The organism is Gardnerella sp. 2492 (assembly GCF_050320365.1).
Classification (GTDB): domain Bacteria; phylum Actinomycetota; class Actinomycetes; order Actinomycetales; family Bifidobacteriaceae; genus Bifidobacterium.
In genome coordinates this window covers 906,917-931,528 of record NZ_CP186952.1, presented here as the reverse complement: position 1 = coordinate 931,528, position 24,612 = coordinate 906,917, and the positions used below count along the sequence as shown (strand labels likewise).

The following is a 24,612-nucleotide window of genomic DNA, read 5'->3' as shown; positions in this document are numbered from 1 at the left end:
TACAAAAGTTTATTTTAGTTGTAATTAATTTTGCACAGCATGACATGCATACTAAGCACTTATATCAAATGGCGAAAACGGGGCCTGCGATGCAAGCCCCGTAACCCTTATCGAAAGAACACTCTTAAAAATCAATTCTAAAAGTGCACAAACTTATGCTATTAGTTCAAACGCAACTCAGTAGAAGGTGCGAACAAATGCATCTTGGATGGGTCAATCTTAATCTTTACAGTGTCGCCAACCTTCGGCAAAGCACGTGGGTTCACGCGAATTGTCGTAAGCTTGTTCTGATCAGACATCATAGTTGATGCTTCTTCAGGGGAGCCATCTGTAATGATGTTGCCATAGATGTAACCATCGGAACCAAGATCCTCAACGTTCACAACCTTCAAGGAGAAGGCGTTAGCATCGTCAGAAGTTGCTAAGCAAGCATCTTCTGGACGGAAGCCGACGATAATCTGATTATTATCTTCAGCGGTAAGCTTATCTACAGCTTCAGCTGGGAGAACGATAGAATCCTCACCAATCTGAGCACGACCATCAACAACTGGATGCTGGTTGAGGTTCATGGATGGGGAACCGATGAAGCCTGCAACGAATACATTTGCTGGGTGATCATAAAGCTCAGTTGGAGCACCAACCTGCTGCAAAACGCCAAGCTTAATAACTGCAATGCGGTCACCCATGGTCAAAGCTTCGGTCTGATCGTGGGTCACGTACAAAGTAGTAACGCCGAGCTGACGCTGCAATGCTGCAATCTGCGTACGGGTCTGCACGCGGAGCTTAGCGTCAAGGTTGGAAAGAGGCTCATCCATAAGGAAGACTTTTGGTTCACGCACGATTGCGCGACCCATAGCAACACGCTGACGCTGACCGCCAGACAGAGCCTTTGGTTTACGATCCAAATATTCAGTCAAATCCAAAACTTCAGCAGCTTTTTCAACACGAACACGAATCTCTTCCTTAGGGACTCCTGCAATCTTCAAAGCAAAGCCCATGTTGTCTGCAACGGTCATATGAGGATACAACGCGTAGTTCTGGAACACCATAGCAATATCGCGATCCTTTGGCTGCATTGTAGTAACATCCTGGCCGCCAATGAGGATACGTCCTTTGTTAACCTCTTCAAGGCCTGCCAACATACGCAATGTAGTCGATTTACCGCAACCAGATGGACCAACAAGTACGAGAAACTCGCCATCTTTAATAGTCATGCACAAATCATCAACCGATGGCTTATCGTTGCCAGGGTATATACGAGTGACATGATCAAATACAACTTCTGCCATGATACGTCCTTTCATCGGCAGGTACGTGCCGAACGATCCGTAGTGAAGGGTGTGCACTCATGACCCCAAATCCTACGTCGGCGGGTATCAATCGTCCACAGTTTACTTACCTGGTCCATTGAAGGTTCTCTTCGTTGAGCCATGCCTTAATATATCATGTTTTTCTTATAAAAACAGCAAAAAATCAGTATTTTGCCTAAACTCGGCGTGTCGAAAATATAATAATGTCAAATAAAAACACACATTCTAGATACGTAAAAATTTTTAATTTTTAAGAATCTTCTAACAAAAGTTTAATTATATAAATATTACTTAATATTAAAATTTAATTTTGCTATGGTTCGCATTACCATAATGCAGTATGGAAGACCTTAGCATGTTTGATTTGCAACCTGGCGAAAACGTTGGGGGATATACGCTTCTTGATCGTCTTGGCGGCGGGGCAATGGGCTCAGTGTGGAAAGTACAAGACGATGGCGGTCAACTTTATGCAATGAAAATTTTGCGTGCAAGCATGCAAAGGAATACGAACGGCTCTTCGAGCAGTGAAGACGATGAGCAGAATAAAGCAAGAATAAGGTTACGCAGAGAAGCTTTATCTCTGCAAAAAATACATAATCCTGGTGTTTGCGGCATAGTAGACATGGAGCTTGACGCTTCAATTGCTTTTATAGTTACTGAACTTATTTATGGACATGACCTTCGTGAAGATGTGGAGGAAAATGGCCCTTATATAGCAGACGATCTTGAACGATTAGCACATAAACTCATTGATGCAGTGCGAGCAGTACATAAGGCTGGAATTATACATAGGGATATTAAGCCAACTAATGTGATGATTTCTATGACTGGACCAGTTCTGGTTGATTTTGGTATTGCTATGGGAGAAGGGGAGAGTCACGTTACTAGAACTGGTTTAGTTATGGGAACTCCAGGATTTATAGCGCCAGAAATTATTGAAGGTGGAGATTCTGACGACGTTACCGACTGGTGGTCTGTTGCTGCAGTTCTTGCGTTTGCTGCAACCGGCAAGCCTGTATTTGGTACGAAACCTATGATGGCAGTTCTTGAGCGTGCTGCTTCAGGAAATGCTGATTTGCGAGGGCTTCCGCCGCGAACTATGGAAGCTTTTAGATCTGCATTGAATCCAGATAGATCAAAACGATGTGCTCCTGAAGAGCTAGAAAAAGCTATTAGCGAGGACGCGCTTAATCCGGAATCTTGGCCAGAGGCGAACCACCCTTTTGTGCGTGAAACAGCACGTGAAACGGCACGTACTGTGTGTGAAACAAAACATGAAACACCGCTAGAGAATTTGGAAATTAGGTCTCAAAAAAAAGAGCCTGCACAAAAAATTCCTAATAATCCACGTAAATTATGGCCAGAATCTCAAAAAAATGACGAAACTATAAAACTAAACCATAAAATATCAAACTATATTACGTCCAATAATGCGCCAACTGGTACAAAATTATTACCAGCTAGCGCAACCTTTGAAACAATCCCATCGGAAGAAAATAGCACCACTCTGCTTAAAGAAACAATGCCAAAATACGATACATCAACAGAAAATAGGCAAGAATCAAATACGCCAATCGCGGCAGAATCTTCAATGGAACAAAACCAGAATGTAATACCACCTTCTTTTGAAAATCATAGAAATAGTGAAAATAAGGAAAATAGGGAAAGTAGCGAGAGCAACGAAAATGCACAAGAGGAGCAAAACAATTCTGCAGATCCACATATTTATACAAGACGCGGAACATGGGTTGCAATACCTTGCATTTTTGTTATTTCATCTATTGCTGAATTATCGGTAATAGATTCATATTCAGCAAACATAATATTTATGCTGATTACAGCTACAGCAGGATTTAATACATCTGCACAACTTCACCGTATACAAAGTAATGATGGAATTTTTTCTCGAAATTTACTTATTAGAATAGGAAGTTTGCCGTGGCATTTTATAAAAGCCATTATTTATACGCTTCCTAGATTATTAGGAATAATTTTATGCGGAATGATTTGCGCAGCAGCTTATCCATTTATTATAGGTACTTCTCCGCAACTGTTAACGATTCCTTTGTGGAATTTTAGTGTGCAACTTCCAGCATATTCTCCTGACGTTTTTTCTCCTACGTCAGCCGGATATGCAATAGGCATATTAATAGGATGGCTAATTACATCCATATCTGGAAATACGAAAATTTTCCGATTAGGTTTAGGTGCTTTGTGTGGAGCTGGAAAAGTATAAACAAATAATTGATACCTTCCCCACCTTTATATAATTAAAACTTCATTGATATCGTTGATGCCCTACATTAAACTATGTTGAAGTTGCAATGCTTTATGATAAAAGCATATTGCGTCTTATTTTTGGGCGGCACTGAAAGGGTCATAATGCCTCAAAACTTAAATAACAATGTGAATGGTAATGGTTATGCGCCAACAACAAACGAAAATATACATAAAACTGTTGTTGGAATTATCATAACGCTAATAGTTGTTAGCATGATTGCAGCTATTTGCATAGCAGCTTTTAACTCGTCGCGTAATAGCAATAATTCTAATGTTGCTAAAAAAGAAAATTACAAAGTAGTTATCAATGATTTAAGGGGAAAGGATTCTCCAGCTAATTTCAACAAAACAGGTGGAATTCTTACAAGCAAGCTTGGTTACAATAAGCCTGTTGATGGCGCTCCTACCGTGGCTTTGTATTTTGATCCACTTTGCCCAGGTTGTGGCCAATTTAGCCGTAATGTCGACAAGTATCTCATTAACATGACTAAAGCTGGTCAGATTAATTTGGAGATCCATCCTATGTCGTTCTTGGATGCTGCTTCTAGTGATCACTATTCTTCCCGCGTTTCTGGCGGTCTTGCTTATATTGCAGTAAATGATCCTGACCCGATCCACATGTTAGAGTTTATGAATAACATGTTTGCAGAAGATTTCCAGCCTGAGGAAGGTAGTGGGTATAAGCCTGTTAGTGACCAAAAGATAGCTGATCTTGCTGTAAAGTCCGGAGTGTTACGAGAAATTGCTGATGAAGCGTTCACTCGCAAATATGTTGAATGGCAAAATAGAGTTAATACAGCAGTTCCTGATTACAAGAATCTTTGGAATGTTTCCGGACCAAATAAGGGCGGCATGACAACGCCAACAGTCACTGTCAATAACAAGATTGTTGATTTATATACTGCTTCTGAAAAGAACATGGATTCTTTGGATGCCATTTTGAAATCTATTGATTTAAGCAAGGATGAAATTGGTGTTGAAGGGAAAATGCCGAAAGTAAAAGCTAACGAAGAACCTCGCGGCTTGTAATCCTTAAGAATAAAACGCAAATAATTAAGCCCTACTAAATGGTTGATATTGAACCTTTAGTAGGGTTTAATTTTAATTAAAGAGCAAAAGAAAAATACAAAATTTACAAAATATTCTGTATAAATTTTAAAAACCACACGCTGTAATGTTGTCTGGCATAGGGTGCTGATACACTGAATAACGTTCTTAAAAGCGCGCTAGTAGCGCTTGAGAATTGTGCCTCCTTAGCTCAGATGGCCAGAGCGGCCGCCTTGTAAGCGGCAGGTCGCCGGTTCGATCCCGGCAGGAGGCTCCGTGTAATCTTATGGCTGGGAAGTAAGTAAAAATCTATTTTTAAAAAATAAAATAAAAAATTTTTAATAAGATCATATAATATAGCGTATTATATACAGAAAAGCAGTTAAATGCTTACATACTTTCTGCGAGTAAGATTCTCGGGAGCCTTCCCCCAACTCAGGGTTTCCGAGACTGGGGTGGAACGTCCCCCAACCAGTTCCACTCCACGGGGGCGGGAATATCCCCTTCTCTCCCGCCCCCTTTTAACTTATTAAGACTTTTCACTACACTGATTTTTTAACAACTGAGTTAGCAAATTTTAGCGTAGTGCAAAACGTCGGTTATAATAAGTTTCAAGCTTGGTAAGGGAGTGAGCATATATGTCACGTCGATGGACTCCTCGACGCTTTGTAGTAATGCGTCGATTGCGCATTCTTATATGCGTTATATCTTTAGTTCTTTCTGGAACTGGAATTTTTATCCTTACTGCCAAGAAATCGGTTGCGTTAGTAGTAAATGGAAAGTCGCGAGTTGTAGAAACTTATTCAAGTACAATAAGTAGATTGTTAGAAGAGCAACATGTGCCTCTTAAAACTCACGATCAAGTTATTTCATCTTCTGGAAATATTATTAGTAACCACACTACAGTTACAGTTCGTAGCGCGTACCAAACTTTCGTAACCGTAAACGGAATTACCATACCTTTCTGGACTGTCGCAACTAGCGTTGATCAGCTTATTGGATTCTTCCGAGCAAATGAGCGTAATGCTGTAAAAATAACAGTAAATCTGCAAAATATTTACGATAAGCTTACTGGTGGATTATCTATTAACAAAAATGGCCCTGTAACTGTTATTGCAGACGGGAAAAAACAAGTTGCTCCAGACGGTACTCTTCCAGCTAGTTCCATACTTGATTCATTCGGTATTGTGCTCGGTAAGAATGATCGTGTAACAGTTGAGGAAGAAGATAACGTAACTGTTTTGCGAATAATTAGAATAACTCACGGAAAAGAAACGCGAACTGTATCAGTTCCTTTTGCTATTCAAACTGTTAATGATTCGTCTCTTCCAGCTGGAACTCGAGTAGTTCGTACTCGTGGAGAAAATGGAGAGCGTGAGGATGTTTATAACGTAACTTATGCGGATGGTAAGCCAGAAAGTGCTGTTTTAGCATCGCAAAACATGATAAAACCTGTTGTAAATCAAGTAGTTGCAGTTAGTACGAAAACAGTACAGCCTCCGCAGCCTAAGGTTCAACCTAAGTCGCAACCTAAGTCTCAAGAAAAGCCGCAGGAAAAGCAGCAACAAAAACCGCAGTCTAAAGTTCAGTCAGAAAACGCACAGCAGAAGAATCAGCCTAAGCAACAAGCGCAACAGCAAGCGCAGCAGGCTCAGACACAACAGCCTAACCAGCAATCACAAGCGCAACAGCAGAATCAACAGCAGTCGCAGCAGTCGCAAACTTCGCAACAAAATGCACAATCAAAAGCACAAGATTCTAAATCAGCTTCTGGATCTAAAAATCAAATAACACAGCAAAGTGCAGATCAATCTTCTAAACAACAAGATTCACAGCAGAAAGCTGCAAAAATACCAGCGGCACAGCCTGTAACACAGCCTCCTGCACCTGCTCCGGATGCGTCTGCGGATAATCCAAATGGAATGGTTCATGCAACACCAGAGCAAGCAAGAATTTACGCTCAGGCTGCGGCAGCACAAATGGGATGGACTGGAAAAAACTGGGAAGACCTTTTGTGGCTATGGAATAGAGAATCAGGATGGCGCTGGAACGCAGCAAACCCAAATTCTGACGCTTATGGAATTCCACAAGCTCTACCAGGCAAGAAGATGGCTTCTGCTGGAGCAAACTGGCATGACGACGCAAGTGTGCAGATTGCTTGGGGATTGAATTATATTAAAAACCGTTATGGAGATCCTACAGGCGCAGTAAACGCATGGCATAAGATAGGTTGGTACTAAACAAAAAGCGAGTAGAATGCTTATTTGATATAGTCCATAGTGAGATTCTTATAAAATGCGAAAACATACACAAATACAAAACAACTCGGGCGAAAATAATAAATTATGAGCATAATTAACGAAAACAATACGGAATTATCGCAAGACAATTTAGTAGCAGAAGGTCAACTTCTTGGAGCTGCGGATATTCGCCGTATTGCAGCAGAAGAAGGCATCACTCCAACAAAAAAATTTGGTCAAAATTTTGTAATTGATCCTGGTACTGTACGAAAAATCGTTAATGTCGCAAACATAAACGCAGAGAATACGGTAATGGAAGTAGGACCCGGTTTGGGATCTCTTACTCTCGCTATTTTGCAGACTGGAGCAAATCTTACTGCAGTTGAAATTGACCCAATGCTCGCAAAACGAATACCTCGCACGGTTGAAGAGTTCATGCCAAAAGCTGCAAGTAGATTTAACGTAGTATTGCACGACGCGTTAACAGTGCAACCAGAAGACGTACCAAAGCTTAAAAACGCAGAAAGTTTTACTCTAGTAGCGAATCTTCCTTACAATGTTGCGACTCCGATTGTGCTTACGTTACTAGAGAAATTCGATAATCTTACTAATTTCCTTGTTATGGTGCAAAAAGAAGTTGCAGATAGACTTTGTGCTGAGCCAGGAAGCAAAGTTTACGGAACACCAAGCGTAAAGCTAGCATGGTACGGCCGTGCGCAGCGCGCAGGTCTTATAGGTCGTAATGTATTTTGGCCTGCACCAAATGTTGATTCTGCGCTAGTTTCTTTTACAAGAGGGCAATATGCCAAAGACAATGTTGAAGAAAGAAATGTTGAAGAAAGAAAAGAAGTTTTCGAACTAGTCGATGCGGCTTTTAAACAGAGAAGAAAAACGCTACATTCTGCATTAAAAAATATAGTTCCAGATGAAGCTTACGATGCTGCTGGAATAGACCCTACTCGCAGAGGCGAAACTTTAACTTGCGATGAATTCGTAAAATTAGCGCGCGCTGTTAGACAATAAAATTTTCACATTTGTATCGGCCTACTGCAGTCATGCATGGTCAGTAAAATGCCATGTAATAGTGGCATATTTTATTAATCTACAGATCGGAAGTTAGCATGACGCAAATGCACGACGAGCGACTGGCGCGTAAAGAGTTCATGTATGAAAGAAAACGGTTTGTATTATCTGTCACATCAGCAGGCTTAGTTGTTGCTTTTATACTCGCTTTACTTGTGTTTTTCCACGCTTTTGGAATTAACAAACCGCAAGCTCCCGGAGCTAACCCTAATTATGGCATAATCGCTCCTTGCCCAATAAAAGGCAAAGAAGGAGACAAAGTGCCTTATGTTGATAGCCGATCAGTAGCTATTCGAGTACTCAACGGCACAAAATTCCATGGTTTTGCGAGAGCAGTAGGAGAAGCGTTACGAAACCGCGGATTTAATTTGATAGAGGTAAATAACAGCAAAACTAATAAAATGAAGCAAACTGTTATTTATTTTGGTAAAAATTCGGTTAATGAAGCGTACACTGTAAGCGCTAATTTCACGGATGCAATACTTCGGATGGACGATCGTCAAGACAGACTTGTAGACGTTGTTTTAGGATCAACATTCACTAATTTGAGACCAAAAACAGACGTTCCTGCAGCAGGTGCAGCAATCAATGAGATTAAGGGCTGCATTGACGTTAATTCGTTCAAATCACTGCCTAAAGCTTTCCCTCACAAAAACATATAGTAAGAAAACATATAGTAGGTAAGATAAAAGTAAACAGTAACTTTTACCTTACCTACCTACTACTTACTTATTGCTTACTTACTACTTAGTGAACTGTTCGTACCAGCTAAGCAATTCCGCAACGGCAACATCATGCTTAACAGGGCCATTATCTAATCTGTAGTCAAGCATGTGCTTATAAGCTGCGCCAACAGCTGGTCCTGGCTGTAAACTCAGCAGTTGCATAATCTCATTTCCATCTAAATCTGGACGAATAGCGTCAAAATTTTCTTTCTCTTTAAGAACTTTTACACGCTCTTCCATCTCGTCCATTGCGTGTTCAAACATAAGAGATTTGCGCTTATTTTGTGTAGTAGCATCCGCGCGAGTAAGGCGATTCAGACGTTCATACAAATGACCGGAATCTTTAACATAACGACGAACAGCAGAATCTGTCCAAGGCTCATCAACGTATCCGTGGAATCGCAAGTGAAGATTAACAAGCTCACTAACATCTTCAATCATGTGATGATCAAAATGTAAAGCTTTCAAACGCTTACGGGTCATCTTCGCGCCAACGACATCATGATGATGGAAACTTACTTTACCGCCATCTTCAAATTTACGAGTACGAGGCTTACCAATATCGTGCAGTAAAGCAGCCAATCTTAAAGTTAAATCAGGAGAAGGAACAGGTCCATCTTCGCTAGTTTCAAGAGCAATTGCACGCTCTAAAACCATCATCGTATGCTCAAAAACATCCTTATGCCTGTGATGTTCATCAATTTCTAGTTTCAAAGCAGGTATTTCTGGTAAAACTCGCTCAGCTAAACCAGAATCAACAAGAGCTTCAATGCCTTTTCTAGGACGGTCAGAAAGTAACAGTTTTATAATTTCATCACGAATACGCTCTGCGGATACGATAGACAAGCGATCCGACATAGCCAAAATAGCTTCAGCAGTATCAGCCTCAATAGAAAAACCAAGCTGAGCTACAAAACGCACAGCACGCATCATACGCAACGGATCGTCATCGAAAGATTGACGAGGATTTACAGGAGTGCGCAATATTCCCTTCGCTAAATCATTAGCACCGCCGAAAGGATCAACAAATACTAAATCTGGCACACGTAATGCCATAGCGTTAATAGTGAAATCTCGTCTAGATAGATCGCCCTCAAGAGTGTCACCATATTTCACAAGCGGTTTACGAGAATCTTCATCGTAAGCGTCAGAACGATAAGTTGTTACTTCAACTTTTACTTCCGTACCATCCGGACGGCGTCGCATGGCACCTAAAGTACCAAATTTACGTCCCATATCCCAAAAACCGTCACGACCCCAACGTCGCAAAATAGGTTCAAAATCTTCAGGATGCGCAGATGTGCAGCAATCAAGATCATGAGAAGTTCTATGAAGCAGCATGTCTCGCACAGGACCGCCAACCAAAGCAAGCTCATAGTTTTCTTGAGCAAAAAGTCGCCCTAACTCCATAGCCTCAGGCCAAACTTCAAAGTCCACAAATACCCTTTCAGCTGAAAAACAATCTGCTTTACAGCATAGCGTTACCCCAATGCACAGCGGATTGAGTATGGTTGAGAGTATGGTTACTCCCAAAGATGTACGACGCATGATCGCCAATGCTTCGGGAGAGCATACCCAAAACCAGCCTAAGCTTAAAGTAACTCCTTTAGATATAGCTCGAATGCAGCGAATGATAAGGCCTCGCGAAGACGCTAGAGAAGAGCAAGATTTCGCTGATATTTCAACCTTTTCTAACGATTATGAAGCTACTTTAAAAAGTGCAAAAATAGTAGAATCAGTAGTTACATCGCAGACTTTCGTAAGCCCTTCTCCTGCGATTATGCCGCAAAAACGGCTTGCTGATTTGCCAAAAACATTCGCTTCATTAGACGCTCAAGATCTTCCGATTGTGCGTGAATATTCTGCCGGTGGGCTTGTTTTTGACTCACTCGGGCGTGTCGCAATTATTGCTCGACACTCCAGAAGTGGGCACATGGAATGGTGTCTTCCAAAAGGGCATATAGAAAAAGGCGAAACTCCGCAACAAACTGCAGTTCGAGAAATTCAAGAAGAAACTGGAATTTTTGGTGAAATTGTTGATTCAATTGCCACAATTGACTATTGGTTTACTGGCACAAGCCAACGCGTACACAAATTAGTACATCATTTTGCGTTGCGTTACGTAAGTGGAGAGCTTACTGTTCTTGGAGATCCAGATCATGAAGCCGAAGACGCTATGTGGGTTAATTTTACAGAGCTTAACGATGTGTTAAGCTATCCAAATGAACGCAAAATAGCGTGGCTGTATGCTAGGAAAGCAAATAGGCGGTCTCAACAGTGATTAATCTTGCACGGAACGAACGAGTTTGGCTCCACTTTTTAAAAGCAAGTAGTAATGCGGTGAAATCAGTTTTAACAGTTTTTACTTACATTATTACGATTTTTGCCATAACTATTGGTGTTTGCGTAGCAAATCTAACATCTTTTGCGCAAGTTGCTAACGCTTATGAAAAATCTGCAAATAATAAAAATTCTAATAGCGGAAAAATCATAATACGAGTAAAAAACGCAACTCCTGTAGTAACCGGAACAAGTGGATATCATATTACTTTTTCAATAGAATCGCAGTCTGGCAAGCTGCCTGCAGGAAGAATTACTTTAGCAACCAACACAACGTATAAGTTTGTATCGAGTGCAGATCTACAGAATTGGGCACAAGGAAAATCTAGAATTCAAACACCACAATATCTTGGATTTACAGACGTTTCAGAATTAGCGGAAGGTAAAAGCGAAACTTTTACTATCGATATTCCAGCAGATAATGCAATATTAAGTAGTATTAAACGTTGGGGGCCAAAGCCGGTTTCGTTAATTTACCATTCTAAAAATTACAAAAAAATAGAAATACTACACACTTTTATGACTCGTAGTCAGGATGGTTTATATACAGCAGATTCCAATAAGCTTCACATAACGCCAATAATTCCGCTACTTGCGCAATCAAGCGAATGGCAAGCTAATTTAAACTATTCTGCTATAGAACCTAATATTTTATGCGAAAATCGTATAAATGATTCTGCAAACATGCGAAAAGAAAATACTGCAGCGGAAGACAACAAAACAGATAGTTCTGTAGATAAAAATAATCCTAATGCTGAAAGTAATGAAGCTGAAAGTAAAGGTGCTGAAAGTAAAGGTGCTGAAAGTAAGAATACTGATGCTAAGGAAACTGAAAAAACTGTCGAGAACAATAAATCGATTATTTCCCTCAATAAAAACGCAATAAAACGACTACACAATTTAGAAGAAGTAGTTAAAAAACATGCTCAATTGCAAACAATTGCAGAGAAAAATACTCTTAGCGCAGCTCATCTTACGATTACGCCATCTGCTTTTATGCAGCCGGCAGGTTTTGATATAAGTGCTTACGCTGACGATAACAACGATAAACTTTACGAATCTGCAGGAATTAATAAAAACGCTTGGTCTGCAAAACTTGCGTCAGAAAGTAATCCTTACGGATTGTATTGTGCAAATATAAATCAAAAAAATACTCAAAAAAATACTCAACAAAATGAGCAAAATAACTCTAAAATTCCAACATACGCTTGGCAAACTCATGGAAAATGGACGCATAACGCACTAGAAGCGGCAAAGAATAACGGATATGATGCCGTTATTGCAACGAGCGGTTTCGATACTACAGCTTCTCATACTGAAGTTAATAAAAGCGTATATGATGCTCAAACAACAAACGGATATTCTCGAGTGCTTATATCGCAAAATATTTTGAGTACACTCGCCAACGATAATCCAACATCTCAAGAAGCTGCTGCGGAAGAAACTCAATCCGGAAGAATTAGTCGTCTTATTGCACAAAGTGCTTTCTACAAAATGCAACAACCAGGCGTATCTAGAAACATGCTTATTTCTTTTGCATCTACTTCTAGTAAAGATAATGTTGATAATGTTATGAGCGCGCTGGAACAGGCTTCTTGGCTTGATTTCAGCGACATTAATTCTCTTTCGCAATCCAGTGCATACCAGTATGGCAAAAAACCAGATTTCTTACACAACAGTCTGCCTGAAATTCCTCAGTCAAGTGATATAAGCAGCAAAGACGCTGCAGCAAGAAGTCAACTTTTAAACTCTCTTAGTCAAACACGAAATCAGCTCACACGTTTCACCAAAAACATTATTGACAATAATCGAAATCAGCAAAATAGTGACGAAGGTGACGTTCAATCTTTAGCTAAACAAAATGCGAAACAAAAAGTGAAGAAAAGCAGCAAAACTTGGGGGAATGAGATAATTCAATTACATGATTATCTTTCTTCGCTAGAAACTTCCGGATACGACGGTGCAAATATCACGCAGAGCCTAAGCAATCTTTCTCACGAACTGTTTTCTGCGGTACGAATAATTCCACCCAAAGAACTTACTGCAGTAAGCGAAACAGCTAGTATGCCAGTTACGATTAGCAACAATTACCCTTATCCGATAAAAGTGTATCTTTCTGCAGACACGCACTCTATGGAAATCGTGACGACGAGAAAAACGTTAATAACAGTTGCTGCAAATAGCGAAACGCAAGTTACACTTCCGCTTAGAATTACTACTTCTAGCCGTGCGCAGGCTACTTTTGTTTTGGAAGATATGCAACATCACGCTTTTAGTGATACTCAATCAACTACTATCTCAAGTACGCTGCAAATTAGTGATAAAAGCGGTACGATTATTATAGTATTCGCCTTTGTTCTCGGAGCACTGGGACTCTGGCGACAATTCCATCGCGTAAAGGATCCGGACGAATGAGTTCAGTCGGTCGAAATTCGGTAATTATGGCCAGTGGCACGGCAGCCTCTAGAGTAACAGGCCAGATACGTACTATTCTTCTGGCAGCAGCACTTGGAACTACAGGTCTTGCTGCAAACGCATACCAAGCGGGATCTATGATTCCGCAGCTTATTTATACGCTTGTTTCCGGTGGAATTTTTAACGCCGTTCTTGTGCCGCAGATTGTTCGTACGCTTAAAAAAGAAGATGCTAAAGATCGATTAAATAAGCTTATTACTTTTGCTATTATTCTGCTTCTAGCAGTAACTGTACTAATGGCTGCAGCAACGCCGATTCTAACTCTTCTTTATGCGGGCGGCAGTCCTGAAATGATTGCCCTTACGAACTCGTTTACATTGTGGTGCATGCCTCAAATATTCTTCTACGGCTTATACACAGTGCTTGGTCAAATTTTGGCCGCCAAAGGTCGTTTTGCCATGTACGCGTGGAGTTCTGTAGCGGCAAATATTATCAGCTGCATTGGTTTTGGCATTTTTATTATGCTTTTCGGCAGAATATCGCATCAGCCTATGAGTTTTTGGAACACAAAAACAATGATGTTTACTGCTGGCTTCTGGACTTTAGGTGTTGCTGCACAAGCCGTAGTTCTATTCTGGCCGCTTATGAAGATTGGTCTACGTTACCGCCCAAGTTTTGGTATTCATGGAATTGGTTTGCGTTCCATGGGTCCTGTTGCAGCATGGAGCATGGGCATTGTTGTTATATCTCAAATAGCAACAATGATTACTACTCACATAACTACTAGCGTGCCATTTATTGCAGAAAAAACTATGCATTTGGATCAGTTTGATGTAGCAGGTAACGCAACCTACCAGAATGCTTATACCATATTCATTCTTCCATATTCGCTTGTTGCTGTTTCTGTGGCTACCGCTATTTTCCCGAAAATTTCGCGCGCAATTGCAGACCATGATATTCGTACAGCACGTATAGATTTAAGTAGATCTTTACGAAACGTAAGCGTTATCATGTGCTTCTTTATGATCACATTCATAATAATTCCTACGCCGATTTCTTTAGCGTTGCTGCCGTCGATTAGTTTTAAAGAAGCCCTGCTTATGTCAAATCCGCTTATGACTCTTGCTTTGGGGCTTCCGCTTATTAGCGCATACTTGATTATCCAGCGTACTTTCTACGCGTTTGAAGATGGAAAACATCCGTTTATTTTTACTTCTGTTCAGTTAGCTGTTCAGCTTGTATCGTTACTGTCTTGCGTTAATTTCTTGCCTCCAATATACTGGGTTACTGCTCTAGGAGCTACAGTTTCAGTAAGTTATATTCTTACATTCCCGTCACTTGTGTTGATGTTGCGTAGACGATTCCGCCAGGATCTTGACGATAAGCGCATGATATTAACTCATATAAAGATCGCTATTGCTTCGGTAGTAACTATTGTCGTATGCATGATCGTGCAAAATCCTATTACCTCGTGGATTGATTTGTCATCTCCAAAACTTCACGGTATGGTTCGTTGGTTTAGAGCTTTAGGATTGTGCGCAATAATGACAATAATTATCGCAGTAGTGTATATAAGTGTTATGTTACTGTTGCGTACGCAAGAAGTTATTTCTATGCAAGCTCCAGTATTGCGAAAACTCGCTAAAAGATTCCCGGTATTAATGCCTATGGCACGTTTTATTAACCGTTATGATACTGAACGAGAAGAATCGCAAGAAGAGAAAGTTGAGCGCAAGCCTCGAACGGTTCGCTCTCACAAGGTTGACTGAATATAAATTAAATACTATAAGGTTTACGCTATTGCGAAGTGTAAACGGTAGAATAGAAGTGTTTTAATGTGCGCGTTTGCGCATCGCAATGCACTCAGGAAGATGAGGAACACATGGAACCGCGGTTGGGTGACATCGTACTTAACAGGTACGCTTTAGTATCGCAAATACGCAGCGAAGCGGGACTGCAAGTGTGGAAAGCAAGCGATCGCGTACTAACTCACGATTGCCAGCTGTTTATTATACGAGACACGCGTTTCTTGCCTGAAATAAACTCTTTGTCATCCATGCTGGCTCTTTCTAGAAACCGCAGATTTACGCAAGTTTTGCAGCTTCATCATCAAGATAATGTTGCTATTCTTCTTACAGCATTAGATGACGGCATGAGTCTTACAGAGTATATTTCTAGAGCAGGTAAACCAACTCCATTGAGCTATGAGGCTATTCGAACTATTGTTGGCGAAACTGCAAGTGCTCTTAGCAAACTACTTCTTAATGGCATGACTCATCACGCGATTTCTACTGATGTTGTTCGTTTAACCAGTAATGGTGTAGAAATTGCGGATACTTCTATTAGCCCTATGCTTGAGGATGTCACTAATATTTCTAACAGCGAAGATAAGATTCCTGCTCAAAGTATTGAGAATATTGCTACTCGTCAGCTTTCTGCACTTTTATACTCTCTGCTCACTAGGACGCCTTCTAGAAAATGCACTTCTTATGATCTTTCGCTTATTCCACATTCTGCACCTTCAGAGTTTAGGATGATTTGTAAAAGAGGGCTTGCTGTTGCTGGAAGTAATAAATCCAATAATGTGATTCCTATGGCTTCTATAGCGGAGCTTTCTGCTTTGCTTGGAACATGCACTCCTCTTAAAAAACTTACAGATCAAGATATTCTTATTGCGCGTGATGCTGCTGAACCTTCTGTTAGTTTAGTTAAGTTGCATAATGCAGAAGATGACGTTTTGCTTCCTTTCCCTGATGATTTGGCGCAAGACGAAGAAAAGCTTGAGGCAAAATTTACGCAACAGGAGAATGAAAAAGCTAACGACAGATTGAAGAATATGTCTTCTCTTGCGTCTCTTTCTGATGCTAGTGTGCGTGGCGCAGGTGCAGGTAAAATCGGTACCGGGTTCGCAGCTGCTGGAGCTGGTATTAAAAATGCCGGAAGAACTATCGGATCTTTGCTTAAGCGCAACGCGGGCGCGGATCAAAAAAATAATTCTAATGCAGATAGCGAAACTGGAACTACTACAGATTTTGATTTCCACGATATTGCTGCAGCGGAGATGGCTAATATTCTTGCTCCGACTGAGCTTGATGCGGACGATTCGATTTTCCCTACTCTTCCTTCAACTTATACTCGTTTCCCAGCTACGTCTCGCAACGCTGATAATCGCAGTCAGCAGATTTCTGTAGATGCGCAAACTAATTCTCAATCCAATAATGATGTGGATATTGACGCTCAAAGTTTCGACTTCCAACATTTGTTGAAAGAGAATACTAAGCACACTGAGCTTATGTCTCGTCCACAAAACCTTACTTTTGAAGCTGAATCTACAGGACGAGTTCCTGTAGTAGATGCTAATGGTAGATTTGTTGCTCCTGGGGAGGAATCTGCTAGAGCGCTTCGTGAAGAACAGTTGGAAGAAGAAAGTCAAGATGGTGCTTCTTCGGATGCAGCTTCACTTCCGCCAAGCTTCCGACCGCAAAAACGCAAGGATACGACTCGACCTAATAAAAATAACTCGAATAATCCTGACGATATTGCAGATGCTAAGATTTTTGGCTGTTTTTCTACAAAAGTTATTGCTATTGGAGTTGTAGTTTTGCTTCTTATAGCATGCTTACTGCTTGCAATTAACAGCCTATTTATTCATGAAAATCCTTCTAGCTTAGGAGTAAATAGTCCTTGGAACACCGATATTCAAAGTGTTCCGTTTGGTAGTCGTGGTGTGCTTCCTAAAGAAAAGACTGCTAATAATCATGGCTCGCATAATAAGAATTCTAAGCAAGTTAAGCCTATGCTTGAGCCAAAAATGCCTGAAAATAATACTCCATACACGATTGATCGTAGGCAGTTCCTTACATATCCTGCTAAGCAGCCGGGCTATGGATACTACATGCATTTGACTGAGCCGCAGGAAGTTTACCGTTTTGTTATTTCTATACGCTCTTCTGGAGGACACGCTTATTTGCTTGCGAATACTAAAAATGATCCTACGCAAGGTGAGCAGGTTGCAGAGTTTACTTTTGATGAAAGTGGAACTACAGACGTTAAGCTTAGTAAGATTGTTAAGTCTCAAGACTTCATGCTTTGGATTCCTAAGGGCAGTATGCCAAATCACAGTTTTTACATTAATTCTGTGAAAATGTACTAGTTTGGTGTGTGCAAAATTTTGCAGGAGAATTGTATGGAAAATCAGCATAACGTAATTATTATTGGTTCCGGGCCTGCTGGATATACGGCCGCAATTTATCTTGGTCGTGCAGGATACAATCCGCTTGTTATTGCAGGAGCTTTAACTCCTGGAGGGCAGCTTGTTAACACTACAGAAGTGGAGAATTATCCTGGGTTTCCAGATGGTGTATTAGGTCCAGACTTAATGGATTCTATGCAGAAGCAAGCTGAAAAATTTGGTGCACAAATCGTGTACGATGATGTAACTTCAGTGAATTTTAATAACGATTTAAAGCGAGTAACAGTATCGGAAGGTGTAACTTATAGCTCTTACGCTGTTATTGTCTCTACGGGCTCGCTAGTGCGTAAATTGGGCGTGCCTGGAGAACAGGAGTATTCTGGACGGGGAGTATCTTACTGTGCTACTTGCGATGGTTTCTTCTTTAAAGATCAACCTATTACCGTAGTCGGCGGAGGAGATTCTGCTTTCGAAGAAGCTTTGTTCCTTACTCGTTTTGGTTCTTCAGTGACACTTATACACAGAAGAGATTCTTTCCGCGCTTCTAAAATTATGGTTGATAGAGCGCGCGAAAATAAAAAACTCGATTTCTTACTAAATAGCGTTGTAGAGTCAGTTAACGGAAATGAACAAGAAGCTACTTCTCTTACTGTAAAAAATGTGATTACTGGAGAAACTAAAGAAATTGAATCTAAAGGATTGTTCGTAGCTATTGGACACACTCCTGCTACTGGTTTCTTAAATGGCGCTTTAAAACTTAATCAAGATGGAACAATAGCAGTAGATGGGTCTTCTACATTAACTTCTGTTAAAGGCGTTTTTGCCGCAGGAGACGTTGTTGATAGTGTATACAGGCAGGCTATTTCTGCAGCTGGAATGGGTTGCCGTGCTGCTTTAGACGCGCAAGCTTATTTAAACGATCTTTTGGAACAGTGAAAAATAAAACTGTAGTAAAAGAGTTTAGCTGAGTTAATTTACAAAAAAGGCGGTAGAAAATTCTACCGCCTTTGCTCTTGTAACACTAAATTACATACAGAGCATAAAGAACTGTTTCAAGCAAAAACTACTTGAGTTCAACAGTTGCGCCAGCCTCTTCGAGGGCAGCCTTAGCCTTGTCGGCATCTTCCTTCTTAGCCTTCTCAAGAACGGCCTTTGGAGCGCCGTCAACGAGAGCCTTAGCTTCAGCCAAACCGAGGTTGGTCAAAGCGCGGACAGCCTTGATGACTGCAATCTTCTTATCGCCAACGGAAGCGAGGACGACATCGAACTCGTCCTTCTCTTCTTCAGCAGCACCGGCAGCAGCTGGAGCAGCAGCAACAGCAGCAACAGGAGCAGCAGCTTCAACGTCAAACTTCTCTTCGAAGGCCTTGACGAACTCAGAGAGCTCAACGAGGGTCATTTCACCAAAAGCTTCGAGAAGCTCTTCACTAGTGAGCTTAGCCATAATTGGCTTCCTTTCTTACTTGGCCAGGCACACCTTGTGCCTTACGACCATAAAATTTTTATTATTGGTTGGTCTCATGCAGCAAGCTGCAAGGGAATCAAGCGGCCTTTTCCTGCTTCTCGCGCAAAGCGTCGATAGTACGCACAGCCTTGGTTGGCAGAGCGTTGAACAGGTAGGCGGCCTTGGACATGGTGCCCTTGAGCGCGCCGGCCATTTCGGAAAGCAACTGTGGACGCGACTTCAAGTCGGCGAGCTGCTTTGTACCTTCGGCATCGTAAACGGTTCCATCTGCGAAACCGCCCTTAACGACGAGGGCTTTATTCTCTTTGGCAAAATCACGCAAGGTCTTAGCAGTCTCAATGAAATCACCCTTAACAAAGGTGATAGCAGTTGGACCGGCGAGAAGTTCGTCAAGACCTTCAATGCCCGCTTCTTTAGCAGCAATACGAGCAAGCGTGTTCTTCGCCACAGAATAGGAAGTATCGCGGCCTAGCTTTTCACGCAGAGCGGAAATCTGCGGAACGGTAAGCCCGCGGTACTCGGTAAGGTAGACAGCGTCAGCATTACGGAACAGTTCCGTAAGTTCGGCAACTACCGCTTCCTTTTCGGGCCTCTTCATGGCGTTCCTTCCTAAATTGGCCGTCGATTTGAAAGAAACACATCAAGCTTAATTTAAACAGGGCAACAAAAAAGCCCTGCGCACTGGCAGAGCAACATAAGAAGCACTAAAGCGTGCTTAAATTTTTGATTTACAACAAACATTTTGCAAATCATCGCTCAACCTGTGCTGGCCTGACAAATCAATTTCAGGAATTTTTCAATTCCACCAACGGTCTGTGGTTTACGTTGGGATAGTTTAATATGTATTTAAGACAATGTCAAGAAAAATACTATGAAAATAAAAAAATAAAAAGAGGGTATGTAATTTACACACCCTCTAATTTTTAATTTTTGTTTTTATATTTTTGTTTCACAAGCTCACTGCTTATTAAATGCACATTTACAGCACAGCATTAGCAACAAAATCAAGTAAGAACAGCAAAGAAACAATCCAAAGCATTGGATGAACTTCTTTAGCACGCTTCTTGCAAGTCATCACTAAGCAGTACATGATAAAGCCAGTGGCAATACCATAAGAAATGTTGTAAGAGAACGCCATGAACACTGCAGCGAAGAATGCAGGAATTGCCTCAGTAATATCATCCCAAGCAATTTCCTTCAAAGAGCTCGCCATCATGCATCCAACAACCACAAGCACGCCGGCAGTTGCAGCGGCAGGAACAGCTGAAACTACAGGGGCAAGCACTATCGAAAGCGCGAAGCAAATAGACACAACTACAGAAGTCAAACCAGTACGACCGCCAGCACCAATACCTGCAGCAGACTCTACATAAGTGGTGGTGTTGGAAGTACCGAAAATAGCGCCAACGGAAGTTGCGATGGAATCAGCAAACAAAGCACGATCCATCTTGGAGCTAAATCCAGAACCGTTTTCCAAAGCCTTTTCGTCAGCCTCAGAGAAGATACCAGTACGACGACCAGTTCCAATGAAAGTACCCAAAGTGTCGAAAGTATCAGACATTGAGAATGCAAAAATCGTTATCAAAACAAGCGGAACGCGCGAAGGGTCTGCAAACAGCGTTGGGAAGCCTTCGTTGTCAAATATTGCGCAGAAAGTAGTTGGCAAATTATTAAAAGCTTCTGAAACTGAAACAGAGTTGTTCATGGTTGTAAGTCCCATTGGAATACCGATTAATGCGGTAACAACAATGGAAATAAGCAAAGATCCACGAACATTCAACACAGTAAGAACGATTGCCAAAAGCAATCCAATGAGGAACAACCACAATACTGGGTTCTTTAAAACAGCAAGACCCGGAATTGCAGGAGTTGCACCAAAATGAGACGCAATTTTTGCAGCTTTATCATCCTTTGGAGTGAACTTAATCAAATCAACGTTCACCATGCCAACATAAGCCACGAATAAACCAATGCCACCGCCGATTGCGTGTTGTAACGAAGTCGGGATGGCACGAATAATCATTTTACGAATTTTAGTAACGGTAATAATAATGTTAATTAAACCGCATAAGAACACCATGCACATTGCATGTTGCCAGCTAAAGCCTAAGCCTTTTACGACTGTGAACGTAAAGAATGCATTTAAGCCCATACCAGCAGCCTGAGCATAAGGCACATTAGCAAACAAGCCCATAACAAGCGTGCCAATAATAGCGGCAATAATTGTTGCTAAGAACACGCCGCCCCATGGCATACCAGTTTCGCTTAATACTTTTGGATTTACGATGATAATGTACGACATTGCGAAGAATGTAGTGAGACCTGCAGTGATCTCCGTTGATACATTCGTGCCGTTTTCTTTGAGATGGAAGAACTTTTCCATAAACTCTCGGTTCCTTGGTTTACAAGCGCAAAAGACCAGAAAAAGCGTAGCGAAAGCACTTGAGCAATCGCGCACGCAATTACATTTGGGCATTCACGCAGAGGTTACTGCGACTCGTCGGCAAGAAAAGGCATTGTGAATTGTCATGAAAAACATGAAATTCACAAAGGCTCTGAACAACCGAACAGGTCTGACCTTACGCGCACGTACTGACCAACGCACCAAGGCAAAATTTTTAAAAATTCAGCAAAATAGCTGAAAGCACAGCTGAAAACTCAGCTTAAAACTCAGCCAAAACGGCCGGAAATATAACGCTCAGCTTCAGCGTTGTGCGGATTGTTGAACATGGTAGTCGTATCTGCGAAATATTCCAGATGACCTGGTTTCCCGACAGCCTTCAAATTAAAGAAGGCAGTATAATCAGCAACGCGCGCAGCCTGCTGCATGTTGTGAGTCACAATCACAATCGTGTAATCGTTTTTAAGCTCGTTAATCAAATCTTCTACAGCCAACGTAGAAATAGGATCAAGTGCCGAGCAAGGTTCATCCATAAGTAAAACTTGCGGATGCACAGCTACAGCTCTAGCAATGCAAAGTCGCTGCTGCTGACCGCCAGAAAGACCAATTCCAGGCTTATCCAAACGATCCTTAACCTCATTCCACAAGTTCGCGCCTCGCAAAGCCCACTCAACTAAATCGTCAGCATCCGATTTTGCTATACGACGATTATTCAAGCGAACTCCCGCAAGCACATTTTCGCGAATAGACATTGTTGGGAAAGGATTTGGACGCTGGAAAACCATTCCAACATCGCGGCGGACAGCCACAGGATCCACATCTTTGCCGTACAAATCGCGGCCTTCAAGAAGAACTTGTCCTTCTACTCGCGCGCCCGGCGTAATCTCATGCATTCGATCAAGAGTTCGCAAAACTGTTGATTTTCCGCATCCGGAAGGGCCGATAAAAGCTGTAACCTTATTCGGCTCAATATTAATATTCACGTCTTCTACTGCAAGAAAATCACCGTAGTAAATATTCAAATGTTTTACGTCTATGCGTTGACCCATTTCACAAACTCACTTTCTAATCCAATTCGCATTGTATTTTGACTCATGCTTTCAGGCTTACTTCGTTTTTACAGAGCACACTCGAGCCACAATCCTGCCGATAATATTCAGCAAAAGAACGATAATAATCAACGTTAATGCCGCGGCCCACGCGCGTTCCATTGGGATTGACGTTACGCAAGAAGCAGGAGCATTAGCTGGGCAATTTGCCGAAAGTTTTGAATATTCCTGATAGACATAAACCGGCAAAGTCGTCATCTGACCGTCAAAAAGATTGAAATTAGTAGACGAAATGAAACCTGCAGCCATAAGCAGAGGAGCAGTTTCACCAATAACGCGAGCAACTGCCAAAATACAGCCGGAAACTATACCAGGTAAAGCAGTTCGTAAAACTATTTTCGTAATCATACGCTGCTTAGTTACGCCTAAAGCTAAAGCAGCTTCTCTTAAATCGTTAGGAACAATTTTTAGCATTTCTTGCGAAGATTTCACAACAGTTGGCAACATTAGCAGCGAAAGAGCAACCGAACCTTCAAAACCATTAATAGTTCCAGGACCACAGATGATAGTAAAACTTGAGAATGCAAAAAGTCCGGCAACAATAGAAGGAATGCCGCTCATAACATCAACAAGAAGATTGATAATGCGCGCAATCCTACTTCCACGTGCATACTCTATAAGATAAACTGCGCACATAACGCCAACTGGAATTGAAATCAGCATAGAGCCAAAAGTGATCTCAAGAGTTCCAATAATAGCGTGCAAAATACCGCCGTAACCGCCGCTAACTGTAGCGTTTCCGCCGATTACGTACGTCATATTATGCGTCAAAAAATCAAAATTAAAACGCTTTAAACCATTAAAAATAGTAGTTAGAAGCAGAGAAACTAAAGGTATAAGAGCAACAACAAACGAAAGGAAAATAAGCGTTCGCATAAGCATATCCTTACGTTTTCGTGCAGCAATCGAGGATCGCGTTGGTCGGAATTTATTAAAATCAATTACTGGAGCAGTTTTTGTAGTTGCAGTAGTTTTTGAGGTTTCTGTATCTACAGTATTAGCGAGTTGGTGATTTTGATTTAGCATCACGCACCAACCTTATCTGTAATTTTGCGTGCAATCAGGTTCACTGCAAAGGAAATTACAAAGAGTACTAATCCGGTAGCTATAAGCGCACTAACGCCTAAACCATTCGCTTCAGGATACTGTGCGGCAATATTCGCAGCAATAGTTTGATTTTGTGAAGCCTGCAAAATATTAAATTTGAAAGTAAAACCAGGAGAAAGAATCATCAAAACTGCCATTGTTTCTCCAAGCGCACGTCCTAAACCAAGCATAGAAGCAGAAACTATTCCAGATTTCGCAAATGGAAGGACAGCAAGCTTAATCATCTCCCATTTTGTAGCTCCGAGAGCCAAAGCACCTTCTTGCTGCAATCGCGGAGTTTGCTGGAAAATATCCCTAGCAATAGAAGTAATAATTGGCAAAATCATAATTGCTAATACAAGACTCACAGATGCAGAAGATCTAGAAGGCATAGCTACAGGTCCGGCAAAAATAGGTATCCATCCAAAAACTCTAGAAACCCATTCCCAAAGCGGATATACAGCTGGCACAAGTACAAGACCACCCCATAAACCGTATATTACAGAAGGAATTGCTGCGAGCAAATCAACTACACCACTTAGCAATGGAACTATTTTTTTCGGAGCATAATGAGATATAAACAGCGCAATACCAATAGCTACAAAAAACGCAACAGCGAGCGCCAAGGCAGATATAAGTACAGTTCCAAACACGAGAGGAATAACGTACCCCCAAAAATCATGTGCTTTTCCGCCTGTAAAGTCGGAAAATACTTTGCTTACTTGATCTTTGTTTCCGCCAATAAGTGGCCATGCGCGAAACAGCAGAAATACTGCTACTGCTGTTAGTACTAGCAGAATTATCATTCCGCAGGCTGCGGCAGCGTTTTTGAAAACGCGATCCGCTACATGCCCTCTAACTTTAGTAGGCTGTGTGCCTGCAGCTACTGCTGTTCGCTTGCTGGGACTCACTCATGCTC

18 protein-coding genes and 1 tRNA gene are annotated in these 24,612 nt (G+C 41.4%); 11 read left to right on the top strand and 8 right to left on the bottom strand.

Going from position 1 to position 24,612, the window contains the following annotated elements:
- Positions 1-161: 161 nt before the first annotated feature.
- The gene (locus tag ACPFYS_RS03670) at positions 162-1,289 is read right to left on the bottom strand and encodes an ABC transporter ATP-binding protein (protein ID WP_427875974.1); all 1,128 of its coding nucleotides are present in this window, start codon (positions 1,287-1,289) and stop codon (positions 162-164) included.
- 361 nt (positions 1,290-1,650) lie between these two features.
- On the opposite strand from ACPFYS_RS03670, the gene ACPFYS_RS03665 reads away from it, so the two are divergent.
- From ACPFYS_RS03665 to ACPFYS_RS03640, 6 genes are all read left to right on the top strand, one after another.
- A complete protein-coding gene (locus tag ACPFYS_RS03665; protein ID WP_427875972.1) occupies positions 1,651-3,546 on the top strand; it encodes a serine/threonine-protein kinase in 1,896 nt (631 codons plus the stop codon).
- A gap of 146 nt (positions 3,547-3,692) precedes the next feature.
- Complete coding sequence (locus ACPFYS_RS03660; RefSeq protein ID WP_427875970.1) at positions 3,693-4,619, top strand: DsbA family protein; 927 nt, start codon at positions 3,693-3,695, stop codon at positions 4,617-4,619.
- Positions 4,620-4,837: 218 nt separating this feature from the next.
- Positions 4,838-4,911 (top strand) — tRNA-Thr (locus ACPFYS_RS03655).
- Positions 4,912-5,275: 364 nt separating this feature from the next.
- On the top strand, positions 5,276-6,877 hold the full coding sequence (locus ACPFYS_RS03650; RefSeq protein ID WP_427875968.1) for a G5 domain-containing protein: 1,602 nt from the start codon (positions 5,276-5,278) through the stop codon (positions 6,875-6,877).
- A 105-nt stretch (positions 6,878-6,982) separates the two neighbouring features.
- Positions 6,983-7,900, top strand: coding sequence for a 16S rRNA (adenine(1518)-N(6)/adenine(1519)-N(6))-dimethyltransferase RsmA (gene rsmA, locus ACPFYS_RS03645; protein ID WP_427875966.1), 918 nt, complete (start codon positions 6,983-6,985; stop codon positions 7,898-7,900).
- A gap of 98 nt (positions 7,901-7,998) precedes the next feature.
- The gene (locus tag ACPFYS_RS03640) at positions 7,999-8,622 is read left to right on the top strand and encodes a LytR C-terminal domain-containing protein (protein ID WP_427875964.1); all 624 of its coding nucleotides are present in this window, start codon (positions 7,999-8,001) and stop codon (positions 8,620-8,622) included.
- 81 nt (positions 8,623-8,703) lie between these two features.
- Here ACPFYS_RS03640 and ACPFYS_RS03635 read toward each other — a convergent pair whose 3' ends face one another.
- Complete coding sequence (locus ACPFYS_RS03635; RefSeq protein ID WP_427875963.1) at positions 8,704-10,122, bottom strand: CCA tRNA nucleotidyltransferase; 1,419 nt, start codon at positions 10,120-10,122, stop codon at positions 8,704-8,706.
- A gap of 82 nt (positions 10,123-10,204) precedes the next feature.
- Here ACPFYS_RS03635 and ACPFYS_RS03630 point away from each other — a divergent pair, with 82 nt between their 5' ends.
- The 5 genes from ACPFYS_RS03630 (at position 10,205) to trxB (ending at position 18,568) form a co-directional block, all read left to right on the top strand.
- Positions 10,205-10,966: an NUDIX hydrolase gene (locus tag ACPFYS_RS03630; RefSeq protein WP_427896802.1), complete on the top strand. Its 762-nt coding sequence runs from the start codon at positions 10,205-10,207 to the stop codon at positions 10,964-10,966.
- 59 nt (positions 10,967-11,025) lie between these two features.
- Complete coding sequence (locus tag ACPFYS_RS03625; RefSeq protein WP_427875961.1) at positions 11,026-13,440, top strand: DUF6049 family protein; 2,415 nt, start codon at positions 11,026-11,028, stop codon at positions 13,438-13,440.
- Positions 13,437-15,209: a murein biosynthesis integral membrane protein MurJ gene (murJ, locus tag ACPFYS_RS03620; RefSeq protein ID WP_427875959.1), complete on the top strand. Its 1,773-nt coding sequence runs from the start codon at positions 13,437-13,439 to the stop codon at positions 15,207-15,209. Before ACPFYS_RS03625 ends, murJ begins: the two co-directional genes overlap by 4 nt.
- A 113-nt stretch (positions 15,210-15,322) precedes the next feature.
- A complete protein-coding gene (locus ACPFYS_RS03615) occupies positions 15,323-17,593 on the top strand; it encodes a kinase (protein ID WP_427875958.1) in 2,271 nt (756 codons plus the stop codon).
- Positions 17,594-17,626: 33 nt separating this feature from the next.
- Complete coding sequence (gene trxB, locus ACPFYS_RS03610; RefSeq protein WP_427875956.1) at positions 17,627-18,568, top strand: thioredoxin-disulfide reductase; 942 nt, start codon at positions 17,627-17,629, stop codon at positions 18,566-18,568.
- A gap of 127 nt (positions 18,569-18,695) precedes the next feature.
- Here the strand turns inward: trxB and rplL are convergent, their stop codons facing one another.
- From rplL to pstC, 6 genes are all read right to left on the bottom strand, one after another.
- On the bottom strand, positions 18,696-19,076 hold the full coding sequence (gene rplL / locus ACPFYS_RS03605; protein WP_427875955.1) for a 50S ribosomal protein L7/L12: 381 nt from the start codon (positions 19,074-19,076) through the stop codon (positions 18,696-18,698).
- Positions 19,077-19,173: 97 nt separating this feature from the next.
- Complete coding sequence (gene rplJ, locus ACPFYS_RS03600) at positions 19,174-19,695, bottom strand: 50S ribosomal protein L10 (RefSeq protein WP_427875954.1); 522 nt, start codon at positions 19,693-19,695, stop codon at positions 19,174-19,176.
- Positions 19,696-20,076: 381 nt separating this feature from the next.
- Complete coding sequence (locus ACPFYS_RS03595; RefSeq protein ID WP_427875953.1) at positions 20,077-21,480, bottom strand: NCS2 family permease; 1,404 nt, start codon at positions 21,478-21,480, stop codon at positions 20,077-20,079.
- A gap of 287 nt (positions 21,481-21,767) precedes the next feature.
- The gene (gene pstB / locus ACPFYS_RS03590) at positions 21,768-22,547 is read right to left on the bottom strand and encodes a phosphate ABC transporter ATP-binding protein PstB (protein ID WP_427875952.1); all 780 of its coding nucleotides are present in this window, start codon (positions 22,545-22,547) and stop codon (positions 21,768-21,770) included.
- Positions 22,548-22,604: 57 nt separating this feature from the next.
- Complete coding sequence (pstA, locus tag ACPFYS_RS03585) at positions 22,605-23,633, bottom strand: phosphate ABC transporter permease PstA (protein ID WP_427875951.1); 1,029 nt, start codon at positions 23,631-23,633, stop codon at positions 22,605-22,607.
- Positions 23,633-24,604 (bottom strand): phosphate ABC transporter permease subunit PstC, encoded by a 972-nt coding sequence (pstC, locus tag ACPFYS_RS03580; protein ID WP_427875950.1) that lies wholly within the window; start codon positions 24,602-24,604, stop codon positions 23,633-23,635. Before pstC ends, pstA begins: the two co-directional genes overlap by 1 nt.
- Positions 24,605-24,612: the final 8 nt, after the last annotated feature.